At 75.7% G+C, this 15,759-nt stretch carries 15 protein-coding genes; 12 read left to right on the top strand and 3 right to left on the bottom strand.

Annotation, left to right across the window (positions count from 1 at the left end):
• Window positions 1–130 precede the first annotated feature (130 nt).
• Complete coding sequence (locus AC1VM9_RS00250) at window positions 131–1,192, top strand: glycosyltransferase family 4 protein (RefSeq protein ID WP_483120467.1); 1,062 nt, start codon at window positions 131–133, stop codon at window positions 1,190–1,192.
• Here the strand turns inward: AC1VM9_RS00250 and AC1VM9_RS00245 are convergent.
• On the bottom strand, window positions 1,134–1,796 hold the full coding sequence (locus AC1VM9_RS00245) for a phosphatase PAP2 family protein (protein WP_483120465.1): 663 nt from the start codon (window positions 1,794–1,796) through the stop codon (window positions 1,134–1,136). The genes AC1VM9_RS00250 and AC1VM9_RS00245 overlap by 59 nt on opposite strands.
• A gap of 121 nt (window positions 1,797–1,917) precedes the next feature.
• Between AC1VM9_RS00245 and AC1VM9_RS00240 the strand changes: the two genes are divergently transcribed.
• Window positions 1,918–2,850 carry a nucleotidyltransferase family protein gene (locus AC1VM9_RS00240; RefSeq protein ID WP_483120463.1) on the top strand — a complete coding sequence of 311 codons (933 nt, stop codon included), beginning with the start codon at window positions 1,918–1,920 and terminating at the stop codon, window positions 2,848–2,850.
• Window positions 2,847–3,161 (top strand): hypothetical protein, encoded by a 315-nt coding sequence (locus AC1VM9_RS00235; RefSeq protein ID WP_483120461.1) that lies wholly within the window; start codon window positions 2,847–2,849, stop codon window positions 3,159–3,161. The genes AC1VM9_RS00240 and AC1VM9_RS00235 overlap by 4 nt, the downstream gene beginning before the upstream one ends.
• 53 nt (window positions 3,162–3,214) lie before the next feature.
• Here AC1VM9_RS00235 and AC1VM9_RS00230 read toward each other — a convergent pair whose 3' ends face one another.
• Window positions 3,215–4,708, bottom strand: a complete 1,494-nt coding sequence (locus AC1VM9_RS00230) for a tyrosine-protein kinase domain-containing protein (RefSeq protein WP_483120459.1) — start codon at window positions 4,706–4,708, stop codon at window positions 3,215–3,217.
• Window positions 4,709–4,858: 150 nt separating this feature from the next.
• Between AC1VM9_RS00230 and AC1VM9_RS00225 the strand changes: the two genes are divergently transcribed.
• The 8 genes from AC1VM9_RS00225 (at window position 4,859) to AC1VM9_RS00190 (ending at window position 13,462) form a co-directional block, all read left to right on the top strand.
• Window positions 4,859–6,853, top strand: a complete 1,995-nt coding sequence (locus tag AC1VM9_RS00225) for a glycosyltransferase (RefSeq protein WP_483120457.1) — start codon at window positions 4,859–4,861, stop codon at window positions 6,851–6,853.
• Between the two features lies 1 nt (window position 6,854).
• On the top strand, window positions 6,855–8,279 hold the full coding sequence (locus AC1VM9_RS00220) for an O-antigen ligase family protein (RefSeq protein WP_483120455.1): 1,425 nt from the start codon (window positions 6,855–6,857) through the stop codon (window positions 8,277–8,279).
• Window positions 8,276–9,448 (top strand): glycosyltransferase family 4 protein, encoded by a 1,173-nt coding sequence (locus tag AC1VM9_RS00215; RefSeq protein WP_483120453.1) that lies wholly within the window; start codon window positions 8,276–8,278, stop codon window positions 9,446–9,448. Before AC1VM9_RS00220 ends, AC1VM9_RS00215 begins: the two co-directional genes overlap by 4 nt.
• The gene (locus AC1VM9_RS00210) at window positions 9,445–10,464 is read left to right on the top strand and encodes a glycosyltransferase family 4 protein (protein WP_483120452.1); all 1,020 of its coding nucleotides are present in this window, start codon (window positions 9,445–9,447) and stop codon (window positions 10,462–10,464) included. Before AC1VM9_RS00215 ends, AC1VM9_RS00210 begins: the two co-directional genes overlap by 4 nt.
• A gap of 1 nt (window position 10,465) precedes the next feature.
• A complete protein-coding gene (locus AC1VM9_RS00205; RefSeq protein WP_481340990.1) occupies window positions 10,466–11,662 on the top strand; it encodes a glycosyltransferase in 1,197 nt (398 codons plus the stop codon).
• The gene (locus AC1VM9_RS00200; RefSeq protein WP_481340991.1) at window positions 11,659–12,420 is read left to right on the top strand and encodes a hypothetical protein; all 762 of its coding nucleotides are present in this window, start codon (window positions 11,659–11,661) and stop codon (window positions 12,418–12,420) included. Before AC1VM9_RS00205 ends, AC1VM9_RS00200 begins: the two co-directional genes overlap by 4 nt.
• A complete protein-coding gene (locus AC1VM9_RS00195) occupies window positions 12,417–12,725 on the top strand; it encodes a hypothetical protein (protein WP_481340992.1) in 309 nt (102 codons plus the stop codon). The genes AC1VM9_RS00200 and AC1VM9_RS00195 overlap by 4 nt, the downstream gene beginning before the upstream one ends.
• A 119-nt stretch (window positions 12,726–12,844) precedes the next feature.
• Window positions 12,845–13,462 (top strand): hypothetical protein, encoded by a 618-nt coding sequence (locus AC1VM9_RS00190; RefSeq protein WP_481340993.1) that lies wholly within the window; start codon window positions 12,845–12,847, stop codon window positions 13,460–13,462.
• 90 nt (window positions 13,463–13,552) lie between these two features.
• On the opposite strand, the gene AC1VM9_RS00185 is transcribed toward AC1VM9_RS00190, so the two are convergent.
• Window positions 13,553–14,581, bottom strand: a complete 1,029-nt coding sequence (locus AC1VM9_RS00185) for a MauE/DoxX family redox-associated membrane protein (RefSeq protein ID WP_481340994.1) — start codon at window positions 14,579–14,581, stop codon at window positions 13,553–13,555.
• 176 nt (window positions 14,582–14,757) lie between these two features.
• Between AC1VM9_RS00185 and AC1VM9_RS00180 the strand changes: the two genes are divergently transcribed.
• Window positions 14,758–15,567: an exodeoxyribonuclease III gene (locus AC1VM9_RS00180; protein ID WP_481340995.1), complete on the top strand. Its 810-nt coding sequence runs from the start codon at window positions 14,758–14,760 to the stop codon at window positions 15,565–15,567.
• The last annotated feature ends 192 nt before the right edge of the window (window positions 15,568–15,759 follow it).

The following is a 15,759-nucleotide window of genomic DNA, read 5'->3' as shown; positions in this document are numbered from 1 at the left end:
GGTCCCGGTCCGGGCGGCGGGACTCACCCTACGATGCGGGCACGACCCGACACGGCGGAACCGGACCAGCCGGACGGACGTGACCGGGGACCGACACACCCGGACGCCTGCGGACACCAGAGGAGGACGCGTGCCCCGTCTCACCATCGCGACGACGGCGACCGCCGTGCCCATGGGCGCGCAGGCCTATGAGGGGCACGTGGCCTCGCGGGCGGCCGGGGCGCTCGAGGTGCTGTCGGGACCGGGGGAGACGTGGGAGGTGCGACGCACCGTCGCTCGTTCGCTGCGTTCGCCCCTCCCCGGCACGGTCCGGCTGCCGATGGGGTGGTTGTCCCAGGCGCCGGCGGCCCCCCGCGCCGCGGTCGGCCGGCTCCTGCACCACGGCGCCGGGCTCGTGCACCGGATGAGCCTCGAGCTGCCGCCGGCGCCCCTCGAGGTCGTCACGCTGCACGACGTCGTCGCCTGGCGGTTCCCCGACGAGTCGGCGCCGGTGCGGGCCGCGGCCGAGGAGCTGCGCCGGGCGGCCGCCGTCGTGTGCGTGTCCGAGTACACGGCGTCCGAGGCCGTCGAGGCACTGGGCGTGCGCGACCCGCACGTCGTCCCGAACGGCGTGGACCCGGTCTTCTTCGAGGCGACCCCGTTGCCGGTGCGCCGCCTCGAGTCGCTCGGCGTCACCGGTCCGTTCGTGCTGACGGCCGGCGGGGCGTCCGAGCGCAAGAACCTGACGGCCCTCGCCGAGGCGTGGCCCGTCATCCACCGGGCCCGGCCCGACCTCACGCTCGTCCTGGCCGGCCCGCCCCACCCGCGCCGCACCCGGCTGTTCGCCGACCTGCCCGGCGTCGTCCTCACCGGACGGCTGCCCGGCGATGACGTGCCCGGTCTCTACGCCGCGGCCGAGGTTGTCGTCGTGCCCTCGCTTGTCGAAGGGTTCGGGCTGCCTGCGCTCGAGGCCATGGCGGCGGGTGTCCCGGTCGTCGCCTCGAACCGGTCGTCCCTGCCCGAGGTCGTCGACGACGCGGGACTGCTCGTCGAGCCGACCGGCCCGGGCCTGTCGGCCGGGGTCCTCGACGCGCTCGCCGCCGGAGCGGACCGGGCCGCGCTCGTGGCGCGCGGACGCGCCCGCGCCCGCCGGTTCACGTGGGAGGCCGCCGCCCTCGGGCACGCTCGCGTCTGGCGCTCCGTCGGGCTCTGACGCCGACGTTCGTCGCGTCGCCACCCAGCAGCCCGACGGCGACACCGGTGGCCGCGGCGACGAGCAGCGCGCTCCCGAGCACGTCGACCGGACGGTGGGCGTACCAGCTGACGTTGCCGGTCCCGACGACGACCGACAGCCCGGCGAGGACACCGAGGCCGCGGCGACCCAGCGGCCGGGGCCAGAGGACACCGAGCGCCACGAGCAGGGCGAACCCGACCGTCGCGTGGTCGGAGGGATAGCCCTCGCCCGGCAGGTGGAGCGTCGCCGGAACGTCGACGCCCGCCGACACCAGCGCCGAGGCGCCGGCGACGAGCACAGCGAGAGCGGCCCGGCGCCATCCCCGTCGCGCGAGGGCCAGGAGCATCAACCCGGCATCGAGGGGGGCCAGCGCCACGAGCAGCCACGGCCGCGCCAGCGCGTCGAGACCGCGGCGCACCGGGGCCGGCAGCCCGTCGAGCACGGCGGAGGAGACCCAGCGGTCCACGGTGTCGCCCGGACCGGTCCGGAGGAACACCAGTGCGGCCAGGACGAACCCGGCCGCGGCAGCGAGGCCGACGAGCAGCCAGCGGACTCGGGTTCGGACCGGGGCCGGGCGCGACACGTGACCCCTCCTTCGCTCTCCGGTCCGCACCGGGTGGATCGCCGCGACCGGGTCCGCCGCGTCGAGCCGGCTGTTAGGGTGCGATCGTCCGGTTGGCTCGCAGTGTATGGGGGTTGTCTCTATGACTGCGGGGGACACCGCCGAGGACGCTGCCGAAGCCACCGAGCCGCTCGTCGACGTCCCGCTCCACGTGCGGATCGCCTTCGCGCACGCGGCCGTCCAGCACGTGGCCGACCACCTGGGTGCCCGCGTCCTCCACGTCAAGGGCGCGGCCCTGGACCCCTCGCTCGTTCCCGGCCGCGGCTACTCCGACGCGGACGTCCTCGTGCACCCGCGGGACGTGGCCCGGGTGCTGGCCACGCTGCGCGACCACGGCTGGGACCTCATCAACACGTTCGCCTACGCCTCCTCGTTCGAGCACTCGGCGACGTTGCGCCACAAGGACTTCGGTCTGCTCGACGTGCACCGCGTCTTCCCCGGCACGGGACCGACGCCGGAGGCGGCGTTCGAGGCGTTGTGGGACGGTCACGGATCGACGACCCTCGGCGGGCGCAGCTGCGCGGTGCCCTCGCGCACGGCCCAGGCATGCCTGTTGCTGCTCCATGCGGCGCGGGCGGGCAAGGACGCCAAGGCCGCCCACGACGTCGACGCCGTGTGGACCAGCGCGAGCGGCCCCGAGCGCGCGGCCGTCCTCGAGCAGGTCGACCGGCTCGGCGCGCAGCTGGCGTTCTCCGTCATCACCGGCACGCTGGACGACCACGCCGGCGACCCGGCCTACGACCTGTGGCGGGTCGCGTCGCGGGGCGGGACCCGCGTCGACGAGTGGCGGGCCCGGTTGCGCGCCGCCCGCGGCCTGCGCGCCAAGGTGGGGGTGGCCGGGCGGTCGGTGCTCGTCAACGTCGAGCACCTGACCATCGTGCGGGGCGCGCCGGTCAGCCGGCGCGAGGTCGTCGCCGAGTTCTTCGCGCGGCCGGTCCGCGGCATCGGGGAGCAGCTGCGCCGACGGTCCCGCAAGGACCACAACGGCCACAAGGCCCCCAGGGGCACGCCGTGAGCGCCCCTCCGCTGCCGCCCGCGTCCGGCGCGCCGGCCTCGCGTCCGGCCTTCGCCGCGGCCGACGACGTCGGCGCCGTGGTGTCGGCCGACGGCCTGACCGTGTGGGTGGCCGCCCTGCCGGGCGGGCCGATCCACGTGCTCGAGGGCGTCGCCGCCTCCATCTGGACCGCCGCCACGACCGGGCCGGCCGAGGACTGGCCCCTGCGTGTGGCCACCCGCTGGGACCAGCAGCCCGACGCGGTGGCGACCCAGGTCGACGCGTTCACCGCCGACCTCCTCGCCCGCGGCCTGCTGCGTCCCCTCACCTGACGCCGCCGAGTCGGCCGGCCCGGGGCGGCGCGCCCCGGCCCGACGGGCACGCGTCAGCCGTGCCGGGCCCGCTTCTGGTCGGCGCGCGAGACGGCGCCGGCCCTGGCCGCCGTGCCGGCCCTGACGGCGGTTCCGGCCTTGACGGCGGTTCCGGCCTTGACGGCGGTGCCGGTCTTCGTGGGCCGGGCGTCGGCGTCCCGGTTGTAGCCGTAGTAGCCGTACCGGTGCGCGGTCGAGGACCCGGACGAGACCATGTTGAGGACGAACCCGGCCACCGGGGCCTCGACCGTCTCGAGCGACTGCACGGCGCTCGCGAGGTCCTTCTTCCGGGTCCGTTCGGCGCCGACGACCATGATGAGGCCGCGCGTCAGCTTGTTGATGAGCACGGCGTCGATGACCGGCACGACGGGCGGGCTGTCGACGAGGATGAAGTCGAACTCGTGGGCGAGCTTGCCGAACAGCAGCTCCATCGGCTCGGAGCCGAGCAGCTCGCTCGGGTTCGGCGGGACGGCGCCGGCCGGCAGCACGTGCAGTGAGGTGTCGCGCCACTGCTGGATGACGTCGTCGGGCTCGGCGTGCCCGAGCAGCAGCGTCGTCAGGCCGAACGCGCCGTCGAGGCCGAGCGTCCTTGCCACCGACGGGTTGCGCAGGTCACCGTCGATGAGCAGCACCCGCGACCCGGCGTCGGCCATGGCCAGCGCGAGGTTGACGGTCGTCGTCGTCTTGCCCTCGCCGGGAACCGAGGAGGTGACGACGAAGGAGTGGCCGCCGGTGGTGACGTCGACGAAGAGGATGTTCGTGCGGAGCCGACGGATGGCCTCGGCGTGGCGCCCGTGCGGGTCGGACTCGAGGCTGAGGAACCCGGTGGCGTCCTTGGCCGCCTTGACGAGCGGGATGTCACCGAGGATCGGGCGCCTCGACAGCGCCTTGATGTCCTCCTCGCTGCGCACCTTCGTGTCGAGCGTGTGGGTCAGCAGCGCCAGGCCGATGCCGATGGCCAGGCCGAGCAGACCACCGATGAGCAGGTTGCGCCTGGCGTTGGGCGAGATCGGCTCGGCCGGCACCCCCGCCGGGGCGATCGTCGTGGACTCGACGGACTGGCCGTTCGAGGCGAGCAGCGGCGAGAACTTCTTGGCGACCTCGGCCAGCACCGGGCCCGCCTCGTTGGCGACGCGGGCCACGAGCCGCGGGTCACCGCCCGTCGAGCTGATCGTCATCATGTTCGAGGTCTGCGACACCTCGCCGGCCAGGCCGAGCGGGGTGCCCGGCGCCAGGCCGAGACGCTCGGTCAGCGGCTCGGTGACCGACGGCGAGGTGAGGACGTCGAGGTAGGTGGCGAGGTCGGTGGCCGACACGGCGTAGGTGCCGGACTTGCCGTCCTTGGAGTCGACCGGCTCGGTGGCCGACAGGTAGATCTTGGCGCTGGCCGTGTAGACGGCGGGCGTCAGCATCGTCTGGACGGCCGTGGCCGCGGTCACCGTCAGCAGGCAGAGGACGACGATCCGCCACCGCGCCCCCAGCACAGTGAGGAAGTCTCGAAAAGTCACGGTCCCCCCGGCCGATCTCGACGGTACGTGCGAGCATCGTCCCATATCATCCGAATCCCGGGGCCGAGTCAGCGACATCCGCACCGGTGGCCCGGGGGAGGGCCGACCGCGACCACGGTGGTGCGGGGAGGAACGGTCAGGAGGGGGCCGATGCGGACGCTGCGCGTGTCCCACAGCGCCGTCGTCGACGGCTGGCGCGAGCGCGAGCGTGCGCTGCGCCGGCTCGGGCACGACGTCGAGCTGCTGTCGGCGCGCGCGTGGTCCGAGGGCGGACGCGTCGTTCCGCTCGCGCCGCGTGAGGGCGAGAGCGTGACCGGCGTCGGCACCGTCGGACGCCACCCCGCGCTCTTCCTCTACGACCCGCGCCCGATCTGGCGGGCGCTCGGCCGACCGCTCGACGTCGTCGACGTCCACGAGGAGCCGTTCGCGCTCGCGACGGCCGAGGTGCTGCTGCTGCGACGGCTGCGCCGCCAGCGCGCCCCCTACGTCCTCTACTCCGCCCAGAACATCGACAAGCGCTACCCGCCGCCGTTCCGATCGCTCGAGCGGTGGGCCCTGCGTCACGCGTCGGGCGTGTCCGTGTGCAACGACGCCGCCGGACGCATCGTCGAGCGCAAGGGTTTCCCGGGCCGGGCCCGCACCATCGACCTCGGCACCGACCTGACGACCTTCACCCCGGCACCGCGGCGCGCACCGAGCCGGGACGAGGACGTCGTCGTCGGGTATGCCGGCCGGCTCGACCCGGCCAAGGGCGTGCACGTGCTGCTGGAGGCCCTCGCGATCGAGACCGGCCTGCGCCTGCGCGTCGCCGGTGACGGCCCGGACCGGTCCCGCCTCGAGGCGCTCGCCGTCGAGCTCGGGGTGGCCGAGCGTGTCGAGCACCTCGGCGCCCTCGACCCGGCCGACCTGCCCGGCTTCCTGCGCTCCGTCGACGTGCTCTGCGTGCCGTCCCTGACGACGCGGTCGTGGGTCGAGCAGTTCGGACGCGTCGCCCTGGAGGCGATGGCCTGCGGGACACCCGTCGTCGTCAGCGACAGCGGCGCCCTGCCGGACGTCGTGGGCGACGCCGCGCTCGTCGTCGCCGAGGGTGACGCCGCCGGGTTGGCCAAGGCCGCCGTGGAGGCCGGGCGCGACGCCGCCACCGCCGAGCGGCTGCGCGCGGCAGGGCTGGGCCGGGCCGCCGCGTCGTCGTGGGACCACGTCGCGGCCGCGCACGATGCGCTCTACCGGTCGGCGACGCGCACGCCCTCCGCGGCCGGCCCCGGGCAGCGCCCGGTGGAGGTCGTCGTCGTCGCGTACGGCCGGCCCGACCTCCTCGGTGGCGCCCTGGAGCCGTTCGTGCCAGCCGGGTACGGCGTCACCGTCGTCGACAACTCGTCGTCACCGGAGGTCCGTGCCGTCGCCGAGCGGCACGGTGCCCGGTACGTCGACCCGGGCCGCAACGGCGGGTTCGCGGCCGGGGTCAACGAGGGGCTGCGCCACGTCCCGGCCGAGGCCGACGTGCTGCTCGTCAACCCCGACGCGTCGGTCGCCCCCGCCGACGTCGACCGGCTCGTCGCCGCGCTCGCCGCCGACCCCGGCCTCGCCAGCGTCGGCCCGGCCCAGGTCGACGCCGGGGGTCACGCCTCGCGCGTCACGTGGCCGTTCCCGTCCCCGCTCGGCACGTGGCTCGACGCCGTCGGCCTCGGCCGGTGGCGCCGCGACCGGTACGTCATCGGCTCGGTCCTGCTGCTGCGCCGCGAGGCCCTCGACCACGTGGGCGCCTTCGACGAGAACCGGTTCTTCCTCTACGGCGAGGAGACCGACTGGGCGGCCCGGGCGGTCCGTCTCGGGTGGCGCCACGCCGTCGTGCCCGAGGCCCGCGCCGTCCACGTCGGTGCGGCCACGAGCACCGACCCGGACCGCCGCGAGGGACACGTGCAGGCCGCGCAGGAGCTGTTCCTGCGCAAGCACCACGGGGCGCTGGGCTGGCAGGTCAGCCGCCTCGGGCAGGTCCTCGGCTCCGGGGTGCGCGCCGTCGTGCTGCCCGGCGAGCGCGGGGTCGCGGCGCGGCGCCGGCTGCGCGCCAACCTCGCCGGCCCCGTCCGCTCCGAGCGTCGGCCCGCCGATCTCCTCGCGGGCGGCCCTGCGGCGGAAGGTGCCTGAGATGTCGCAGGTGGGTGGCGCCGTCGCCGGACGCGGGCAGGCCCGGCACGCCGGTCAGGCCTGGGAGCGGTGGCGGGCGCGGGTGCGCACCGCCGCGCTCGTCGTGCTCGCCGCCGCGTTGCTGCTCGTCGTCGGACGGTTCGCCGCCACGACGCCGGAGGCCGCGGTCGTCATCGGCGTGGCCGTCCTCGCGACCGGCGTCACGGCGGTCCAGCCCGGGCTGATCCCGCTCGCCGTCCTGCCCGGGCTCTTCGCGGTGCTCCGCGTCGGCAGCCAGGGCGTCGACCTGTCGCTGTCGGACTTCGCCCTCGCCGGCGCGAGCCTGCCGGCCCTCCTGCTGGCCCGCCGCCCCTTCGCACCGGGCCTGCGCGCCGTGCTCTGGGCCTCGGCCGCCTACCAGTTCGCGACCCTCGTCACCGTCGTCGACAACCCGTACTCGGCCAACGCCGTCGAGTGGGCGCACGCCTGGATGACGGTCTCCGGCAGCGTCCTCGTCGGCTGGGCGATCGGGGCCAACGGGCACGCGCGCACCGGCCTGCGCCTCGTCATCGGGACCGTCGCGCTGCTCGCCCTGGTCACCGTCGTCGAGGGGGGCCTGCAGGTGCTCCGGGGCGACCTCTCGCCGGTCTACATCACCATCCCCTACCCGATGCACAAGAACTTCGTGGGCACCGTCTGCTCGTTCGGCGCCACCATCCTCTACGCCCGTCCCGCGTGGGCCGGCATCGGGCGCCGGCTCGGGTGGCTGCTGCTCGCCGTCATGGTCGCGGCGATGTTCCTGACCCAGTCGCGCCAGGCGCTCATCGGCTTCGTCGCGGCCGTCTTCGTCCTCGTGCTGCGCGGCCGGTCCGAACGCCGCCGCAGCAAGCTCGTCCTCCTGCTCCTCGCGCCGGCGGTCCTCTTCGTCACCAACCTCGTGCAGGACCAGCTCAGCTCGGGCAACCAGTTCAACTCGGTCTTCCAGCGGCTCACGTGGTTCCAGGACAGCCTGGACGTCTGGGGCACCGACCCGTGGTTCGGCGTCGGCCTGCGCTGGTGGTACACCGACCGGTTCGCCGTCTCGTTCCAGCCGCCCAACGCCGAGATCGAGGTGCTCACCTCCGCCGGGGTCGTCGGGCTGGTCCTGTTCCTCGTCCTGCTCGCCGTCGCGCTCCGCGTCGCGTGGAGGCTGGACCCCCGCTACGGCTCCGTCGCCCTCGCGGTCCTCGTCAACCGGTTCAGCCAGGCCCAGTTCGACCTGTTCTGGTCGGCGGTGCAGGCGTCGGTGCCGTTCGTCGTGCTCGGCATCGGCATCGGCGCGCAGCGGTACGCCGAGGCCCGCCGTGCCGCACGGGCTGCCACGCCGGCCGCCGGCTCGACGGCGGCACAGGACGTCGGACGCCGCGTCACGGGGGTGGCGTGGGCGCCACGCGTGGGTGCCCCGTGACCGCCGTCGTCCAGATCACCCCGGAGATCGCACCGGGGACCGGCGTCGGTGCCGTCGCCCACCACCTCGAGCAGGAGTGGCGGCGCGCCGGGGTCGACGTGCGGCGGTTCACCCTCGCCGAGTGCGGCGGCGGGTGGCTGCCCCGTCCCGGGGGCGGCCTCCGCGGACGCCTCGCCCTGCTGGCCCGGGTGCTGTGGTTCTCCACCGTCGGCACCGCCCGGGCCCGGCGGTACCTGCGCGCCCACCCCGACCTGCTGTCGGTGTGCCACAACGACGCCCTCGCCGGTGACGTCTACGTCAACCACGGCATCGTCCAGGTGGCGATGGCCGCGCGGGGCCACGGCCGACTGCGACTGCTGCGCAACCCGGTCCACCTGTTCACGACGGTCCGCGACCGCTACCGGTACACCCGATCCCGCGCGCACCGGGTCGTCGTCAACCTCGTCACCGCCGAGGAGCGGCTGCTCCGCGACACCTACCCCCGGCTGCGTCCGCCGACGGTCGTCATCGGCAACGGCGTCGACGTCGACCGTTTCCGCCCGCCGACGCCGACCGAGCGCTCGGCCCCGCGGGAGGCCCTCGGCCTCGGGCCGGCGGACCGCGTCGTCCTCTTCATCGGCAACGAGTTCGGCCGCAAGGGGCTGCCCGCGCTGACGGAGGCGCTCGCCGCCACCAGCCCCCGGACCCACCTCGTCGTCGTCGGCGGGACGCCCGACCTCGTCGCCGCGGCCCGCGAGCAGGCCCGACGCGTCGGGGTCGACGGCCGCGTCCACCTCGTCGGCCCGCACCCCGACCCGCGCCCGTGGCTGCACGCGGCCGACGTGCTGGCCAGCCCGAGCGCCTACGAGTCCTACGGGCTCGTCGTCCTCGAGGCCCTCGCGTGCGGCGTGCCCGTCGTTGCCACCCCGACCGGCTGCGTCCCCGACCTCGTCGTCGAGGGCGTCAACGGCGCCGTCGTCGACGCCGCCCCCGGTCGCCTGCCCACGGCCCTGGCCGCCGCGGTCGAGCGCGTCCTCGCCCTCGACACCGAGGCCGTCCGGGGCGCCGCTCGCGCCACCGCCGAGGAACACTCGTGGGATCTCGTCGCGCGCCGATACCTCGACCTGCTGACCTCCCTCGACCCGCGTCCGACGGTCGCCGGCTCCGTCGCGCCCGGAGGTGGGGCATGAGGGTGCTGCACGTCGTCCGCTCGGACGCCTTCGCCGGCGTCGAGAGCCACGTCGCCCGGCTCGCGCGGGCCCAGGCCGACCGCGGCGACGAGGTGCTCGTCGTCGGCGGGGACCCGGCCCGCACCGTGGCCGCGGCCGGTCCGCACGTGCGCCACGAGCCGGCCCGCACGGTCGCCGACGTCGCCCGGCGGACGCGGCTGGCCGCCCGGGGTGCCGACGTCGTCCACGCCCACATGACCGCCGCCGAGGTCGCGGCCGCGGGGGCCCTCGCCGGCCGTCCGGTGCCGCTCGTCGCCACGCAGCACTTCGCGCGGCCGCCGGGCAGCAACCCCCTCTCGGCGCTCGCCGCCGGCCTCGCCGCCCGCCGGGTCTGCGCCCGGGTCGCCATCAGCGAGCACGTGGCTCGCAGCATCGGTCGCCCGAGCCGCGTCATCCACCCCGGCGTCGACGTGGTGGAGGTCTCGCCGACCGCCGCCGAGCGCGAACCGGTCGTCCTGGTGGCCCAGCGTTTCGAGCACGAGAAGGAGACCGGCCTCGCGGTCCGGGCCTTCGCGGCATCGGGCCTCGCCGCGCGCGGGTGGCGGCTGCACCTCGCCGGGGACGGCGCCGAGCGGGCGGCGCTCGCGGCGCTCGTCGACCGTCTCGGCCTCGGCCCCGCGACGACCTTCCTCGGCCACCGCGCCGACGTCGGCCGGCTCATGCTGCGGGCCTCGGTGCTGCTCGCCCCCTGCCGGGTCGAGGGTCTGGGCCTCACCGTCCTCGAGGCGATGGCCGCCGCTCTGCCGGTCGTCGCCGTCGCCGGTGGTGGCCACCTCGAGACGTCCGGCTCGGTCGTGGGCGCCGCGCTGCACGCACCCGGTGACGCCGAGGCCGCCGCCGCCCTCCTGCGCGGCCTCGCCGAGGACCCCGACGGCCGCGACCGCTACGGAGCCGCCCTCCAGGAGGCGCAGCGCTCCCGGTTCACGCCGCAACGCCAGGCCGAGCTCACGGACCGGCTCTACGAGGAGGTGCGCTGACATGGACCTCGTCGTCGCCTCCCTCGAGGCCTGGGACGCGGTGTGGCGTCGCAACCAGCACCTCGTCGCCGGGCTGCTGCGCGCCGACCCGGGTCTGCGGGTCCTGTTCGTCGAGCCGGCCACCGACCCGTTGCACGCCGCGCTCGGCGCCGCCCGGCCGCGCCGGGGCCGGGGGCTGCGTCGCGGTCCGCGGCTGCCCGGCGTCGGTCCCGACGCGCTGTGGCTGTTCGAGCCGACGAAGTGGCTGCCGCGACGGCTGGACGCGGGCGTCGACGACCGCTGGGCGCGCCAGGTCATCCGGGCCTCGCGCACCCTCGGCATGACGGCGCCGAACCTCTGGGTCAACGACCCGACCGGCGCGCTCCTCGTCGCCGCGACGCACTGGCCCGCCCTCTACGACGTCACCGACGACTGGACCCTCGCCGACCGCCCCGCGGCCCAGCTGGACCGGGTGCGCGCGCAGGAGCACGTGCTGCTCGAGCGCTGCGCCGAGGTCGTCGTGTGCTCCCCGGAGCTCGCCGCGAGCAAGGGCGCGGACCGCGCGGTGACGCTCGTGCCCAACGGCGTCGACACCGCCGCGTACCGCGCGAGCCACGAGCGACCGGGCGACCTGCCTCCCGCCCGCGTCGCCCTCTACGCGGGCACGCTGCACGCCGACCGTCTCGACGTCGACCTCTGCATCGACCTCTGCACCGCCCTCGAGGGGCTGGCCGGAGGGCCGGGCCGGCTCGCGCTCGTCGGGCCGGACGCGCTGGAGCACCGCGACACCGAGCGGCTGCGCGACGCCGGGGCCATCGTCCTCGGGGCACGCCGCAGCGCCGACGTGCCCGCCTACCTCCAGCACGCCGACGTGCTCGTCGTGCCGCACGTGGTGACGCCGTTCACCGACAGCCTCGACCCCATCAAGCTCTACGAGTACGCGGCCGCCGGGCGCCCCGTCGTCTCGACGCCGGTGGCCGGGTTCCGCGACAGCGAGGACCCTCTCGTGCGCTCCGCCGACGGCGCGGCCTTCATCCTCGCCGTCGCCGAGGTCCTCGCCGACAGCGGCGAGCTCGCCGCGGTCCCGGACTCCGGCGGGCCGTCGCGGGCGGCGTCCACCGGCTCCCCGGAACGGGACGAGATCGTCGCGAGGCTCGACTGGAGCGACCGCGTGGAGCGGATGCGGCTGGTCCTCGCCCGGCTCGGTGGTGCGTCGTGAACGCCGACTCGTTCGTCGTCCGCGCCCTCGGCCGGCGGGTCGCGGTGACCCTCGACCCGGCGCTGGCCGACGCCGCCCGCCGCGTCTGGCACCTGTGCCTCGACGACACCGACGGACCGCACGACGCCGACGTCGACCACCCCGCGCCGGCCTCCACGGAGGCCGACGCCGTCGCCTCCTCGCTGCAGGACCTCACCCAGCGCGTCACCCGGGCCGCCATCGGCGCAGCCGCGGGCCGGTCGCTGATGTTCCACGCCGGCGCGCTGTGCGACCCGCTCACCGGGGCCGCGCTCGTGTACGTCGCTCCGGGCGGCACCGGCAAGACCACGGCCACCCGCACGCTCGGACCCGGCCGCGGCTACATCACCGACGAGACCGTCGCGGTGCGACCGGACCTGACCATCGAGCCCTACTCGAAGCCACTGTCCGTCCGGCGCTCGGCGAGCTCGGCGCTCAAGGACGAGCGGGCCCCCGGCGACCTCGGCCTGGTCCCACCGGCCGTGACGCCCTGGCTCGCCGGGATCGTCGCCTTGCGCCGCGACCGACCCGCGGGCGCCGGCATCGAGGTCGAGGACGTGCCTCTCCTCGACGCGCTCGTGACCCTGGCGCCCGAGACGTCGTCGCTGGCGCGCCTCGGCCGGCCCCTTCGCCGGCTCGCCGACGCCGTCGAGGCCGCCGGTGGGCTGCGTGTCGTGCGCTACGCCGAGGCGTGCGACCTCGAACCCATCGTCGCCGAGGTGCTGGGGAGGACGCGATGAGCGGCCCGGGCAGCGGGCTGCGATGCGACGCAGCGGTCGGCGTCGGACCAATCGTCGACCTCCTGTCGACCGAGGAGGGCACCGTCGTCCTCGTCGGCGGCGACACCGGTCACCACGTCGTGCGGGTCTCCGAGCTCGGTCGCGTCGTCCTCGAGCTGCTCGCCGCCGGCCCCCTGACCGTGCGCGACGTCGCCGCACACCTCGTCGACCTGTTCGGCGCCCCGTCCGGCCAGGACCCGGTGGAGGCCACCCGACAGGCCCTCGACGACATGTCCGGAAGTGGCCTGGTTCGTCCCGAAACGTGAATCGGGCCCGGGCGCCGCCGTGCCCCACTTCTGCCCGAAACCGCAGGTCAGCGACCGTTTTGTCGCTAGAGTCGAGCCGTTCTCCGGGGGGAAGACACATCGAGTGGGGGGAAATCCGCATGTCCGAGAAACTGGGCGTCGACACGACGTCACCGAGCCGGCGCACGGTCGTCAAGGGGGCCGCCTGGGCGGTGCCCGCGATCGCCGTCGCATCGGCTGCTCCGACCGTGGCAGCGTCCGAGGGGCCGCTGTCGTTCACGGGCGGGGCCTGCAAGCTGCCCGGCAACGCCAACGACATCTTCAAGGGCTACGTCTTCGAGCTGCTGGCGCGCAACCTGCCGGGTCCGAACCCGAGCACCGGCGTCACCGTCGTCACCGACGTGCGCATCAACGGCGTGCCGGTCACCGGTTACCAGGTCTACGTCGCCGCCGGCACGTCGTGCACGTGCGGCACGTGCGCGCCGCCCGGCTCCACCGTCTGCAACACGTTCTGCACGCCCGACGGCACGAGCCAGCGGATCTTCGTGTACACGAACAGCCAGGCCAGCAGCAAGAACACGTCGTTCAGCCTGCAGTACCAGCGGTACGAGTGCAGCACCTGCGCCGCGATCGACCCGGCGCCCGTCCTCATCTCCAGCGGCACGCTGTCGACGCCGCCGGCGACCACGGGTGGCGGCTCGTGCAGCATCCAGGGTGCCGTTCCGGTGCCTGCGGGGCTCGACGCCAGCTGCGCCTGACGGGGAGGGCGGCGGCTCCGCCGACCCGCCCACACGGAGGGGTCCGACCCGCTGGGGTCGGGCCCCTCCGACTCGTCGTACCGGTCGGCGTCAGACGCCCGCCGGCCCGGCCGGGACGCTCACGTCGGTGGCCGCCGCGAGCTCGGCCCGGACGTCCTCGACGAAGGCCGGCACGGCGTCGCTGCCCGTGACCGGGCCACCGGCCAGGAGGCCGTCGGCGCCGAGGAGCACCGCCGTCGGAGTCGCGTGGAACCCGAGACTGACCGACACCCGGTTCGCGGGGTCGTGCACCGTCATCGGCTCGGCCGTGCTCGTCAGCGGCGAGTCGCCCGGGGCGGACACGAGGACGAGCCGGACCTCGACCGGGGCCAGCTGCTCGCGCCACCGCGGCGCGGCCTCGATGACGGGACCGCAGCTGCCGCAGACCTGCGAGACGAACAGGAGCAGCTGGGGCCGTGCGGCGCTGAGGGCCCGCAGGTCGGTCTCGGTGCCGTCGGCGAGCACGACCGTCACGGCGGGCGTCGGCGTGCGGACGTACTCGTCGAGGTCCTCGCGGTCCTCACCGCCACCGGTCCGATGCGCGGGCCCGGCCTCGCCGGTCCCGGAGCCGCCGCCGATGAGCCACGAGGTGACCCCGGCCGCGGCGGCCGCGAGCAGCCACCACCAGGGCGCCGTGCCGTCGGCGACCCGGCCGACGACCGAGGCCCCGCGCGCGGCGAGCGCGAGCGAGACGACGGCCAGGACGAGCAGCCACGCGTTGCGCGCGACCGTTCGGGGGGTGATGCGCCCGGGGGAGAGCTCCCCGAAGCAGGCGCAGTCGACGGGCACGTCGAACCCGAGCGCCCGCACGACGAGCAGGAGGTAGGCCGCGAAGAGCAGGACGGCCGCGAACGCCGCGGCCACGCCCCACCCGCCGCCCCCGCAGACGAGCAGGCCGGCGAGCGCGAGCTCGGCCCACGGAAGGCCCTTCACGACGACCCGGTGTGCGAGGGGTGCGGGCACCCTCAGGTCGCGGAAGGCCCCGGCCGACCGACCGGGGCTGCGCAGCTTGCCGACCGCGCTGACGACGAGGACGAGGGCGAGAGCGACGGGCGCGACGGCAAGGGCATCGGTCGGCACGACGCGAGTGTAGGCAGCGACGCGACCGCGCCGGACCCGTTCCCGCACATCCGCGCCGGCGGCCCGCGCGGGCGGGGGCCGTGCCGTCGGGGGCCCGCGCCGGCGGGGCCGGTGCCGTCGGTCCGCGTCGTGGCCCGCCTCGGTCGGTGTCGGCCGGTTCCGGCACAATCGGGGCCATGCGCGTCGTCACCGCCAACGTCAACGGCATTCGCGCGGCGGTGAGGCGCGGCGCCGTGCCCTGGCTCCTCGCCGCCGACCCCGACGTCGTGTGCCTCCAGGAGGTGCGCGCGAGTGATGCCGACCTCGCCAAGGTCCTCGCCGAGCTGGGCTGGGCGCACTGGTCGGTCGCGCACACCGAGGGGGCGGCCAAGGGCCGGGCCGGCGTCGCGGTCCTGACGCGTGAGCCGCACGTCGTCACCCGCGTCGGGGTCGACGAGACTTTCACCGACGCCGGCCGCTGGGTCGAGGCGGAGGTGGCCACCCCCTCGGGGCCGTTCACGGTGGCGTCGGTCTACGTCCACACCGGTGAGGCCGGCACCGAGCGCCAGGACGTCAAGTACGCCTTCCTCGACGCCATGACGAACCGCATGGCGCGGGCCTCGGCCGCCGACGAGCTCATGCTCGTCACCGGCGACCTCAACGTCGCCCACCGCGAGGCCGACCTGAAGAACTGGAAGGGCAACCTCGCCAAGGCGGGCTTCCTCGAGCAGGAGCGCGCGTATCTCGACCGCTGGCTCGGTGAGCACGGCTGGGTCGACGTCCACCGGGCCCACGCCGGGGAGGGCCCCGGGCCGTACACGTGGTGGTCGTGGCGCGGCAAGGCCTTCGACAACGATGCCGGTTGGCGCATCGACTACCAGCTGGCCACGCCGCGCCTCGCGGCCACCGCGACCGCGGCCTGGGTCGGGCGCGCGCCGACGTACGCCGAGCGGTGGAGCGACCACGCGCCCGTCGTCGTCGACTACGCCCTCGACGCGGCCCCCTGACCGCTGCCCGCGGCGCACCGAGGTCCCGACCGCTGCTCAAAGGCACGTGTCAGGGCAAAGTCCGCGAACGCCCCGACGGGTCACGCAGGGGGGCAACCTTCGCGAAACCGCCGCAACGCGGCCATTGCGCCCGTTACGCTCCGAACGGGACGTCGCGGGGCGCGGTGTCCCGTCGTGTCGACGAACCGGGGA

It is taken from the genome of Monashia sp. HAY1-11D (assembly GCF_056868035.1).
Note: the sequence above shows the minus strand (reverse complement) of the source record. Positions and strands in the feature narration are given on the sequence as shown.

Coding starts and splice junctions, on each gene's coding strand:
- AC1VM9_RS00240 (WP_483120463.1), top strand. CDS start 1,918: ATGACTGCGGGGGACACCGCCGAGGACGCTGCCGAAGCCACCGAGCCG.
- AC1VM9_RS00225 (WP_483120457.1), top strand. CDS start 4,859: ATGCGGACGCTGCGCGTGTCCCACAGCGCCGTCGTCGACGGCTGGCGC.
- AC1VM9_RS00220 (WP_483120455.1), top strand. CDS start 6,855: ATGTCGCAGGTGGGTGGCGCCGTCGCCGGACGCGGGCAGGCCCGGCAC.
- AC1VM9_RS00210 (WP_483120452.1), top strand. CDS start 9,445: ATGAGGGTGCTGCACGTCGTCCGCTCGGACGCCTTCGCCGGCGTCGAG.
- AC1VM9_RS00205 (WP_481340990.1), top strand. CDS start 10,466: ATGGACCTCGTCGTCGCCTCCCTCGAGGCCTGGGACGCGGTGTGGCGT.
- AC1VM9_RS00195 (WP_481340992.1), top strand. CDS start 12,417: ATGAGCGGCCCGGGCAGCGGGCTGCGATGCGACGCAGCGGTCGGCGTC.
- AC1VM9_RS00190 (WP_481340993.1), top strand. CDS start 12,845: ATGTCCGAGAAACTGGGCGTCGACACGACGTCACCGAGCCGGCGCACG.
- AC1VM9_RS00180 (WP_481340995.1), top strand. CDS start 14,758: ATGCGCGTCGTCACCGCCAACGTCAACGGCATTCGCGCGGCGGTGAGG.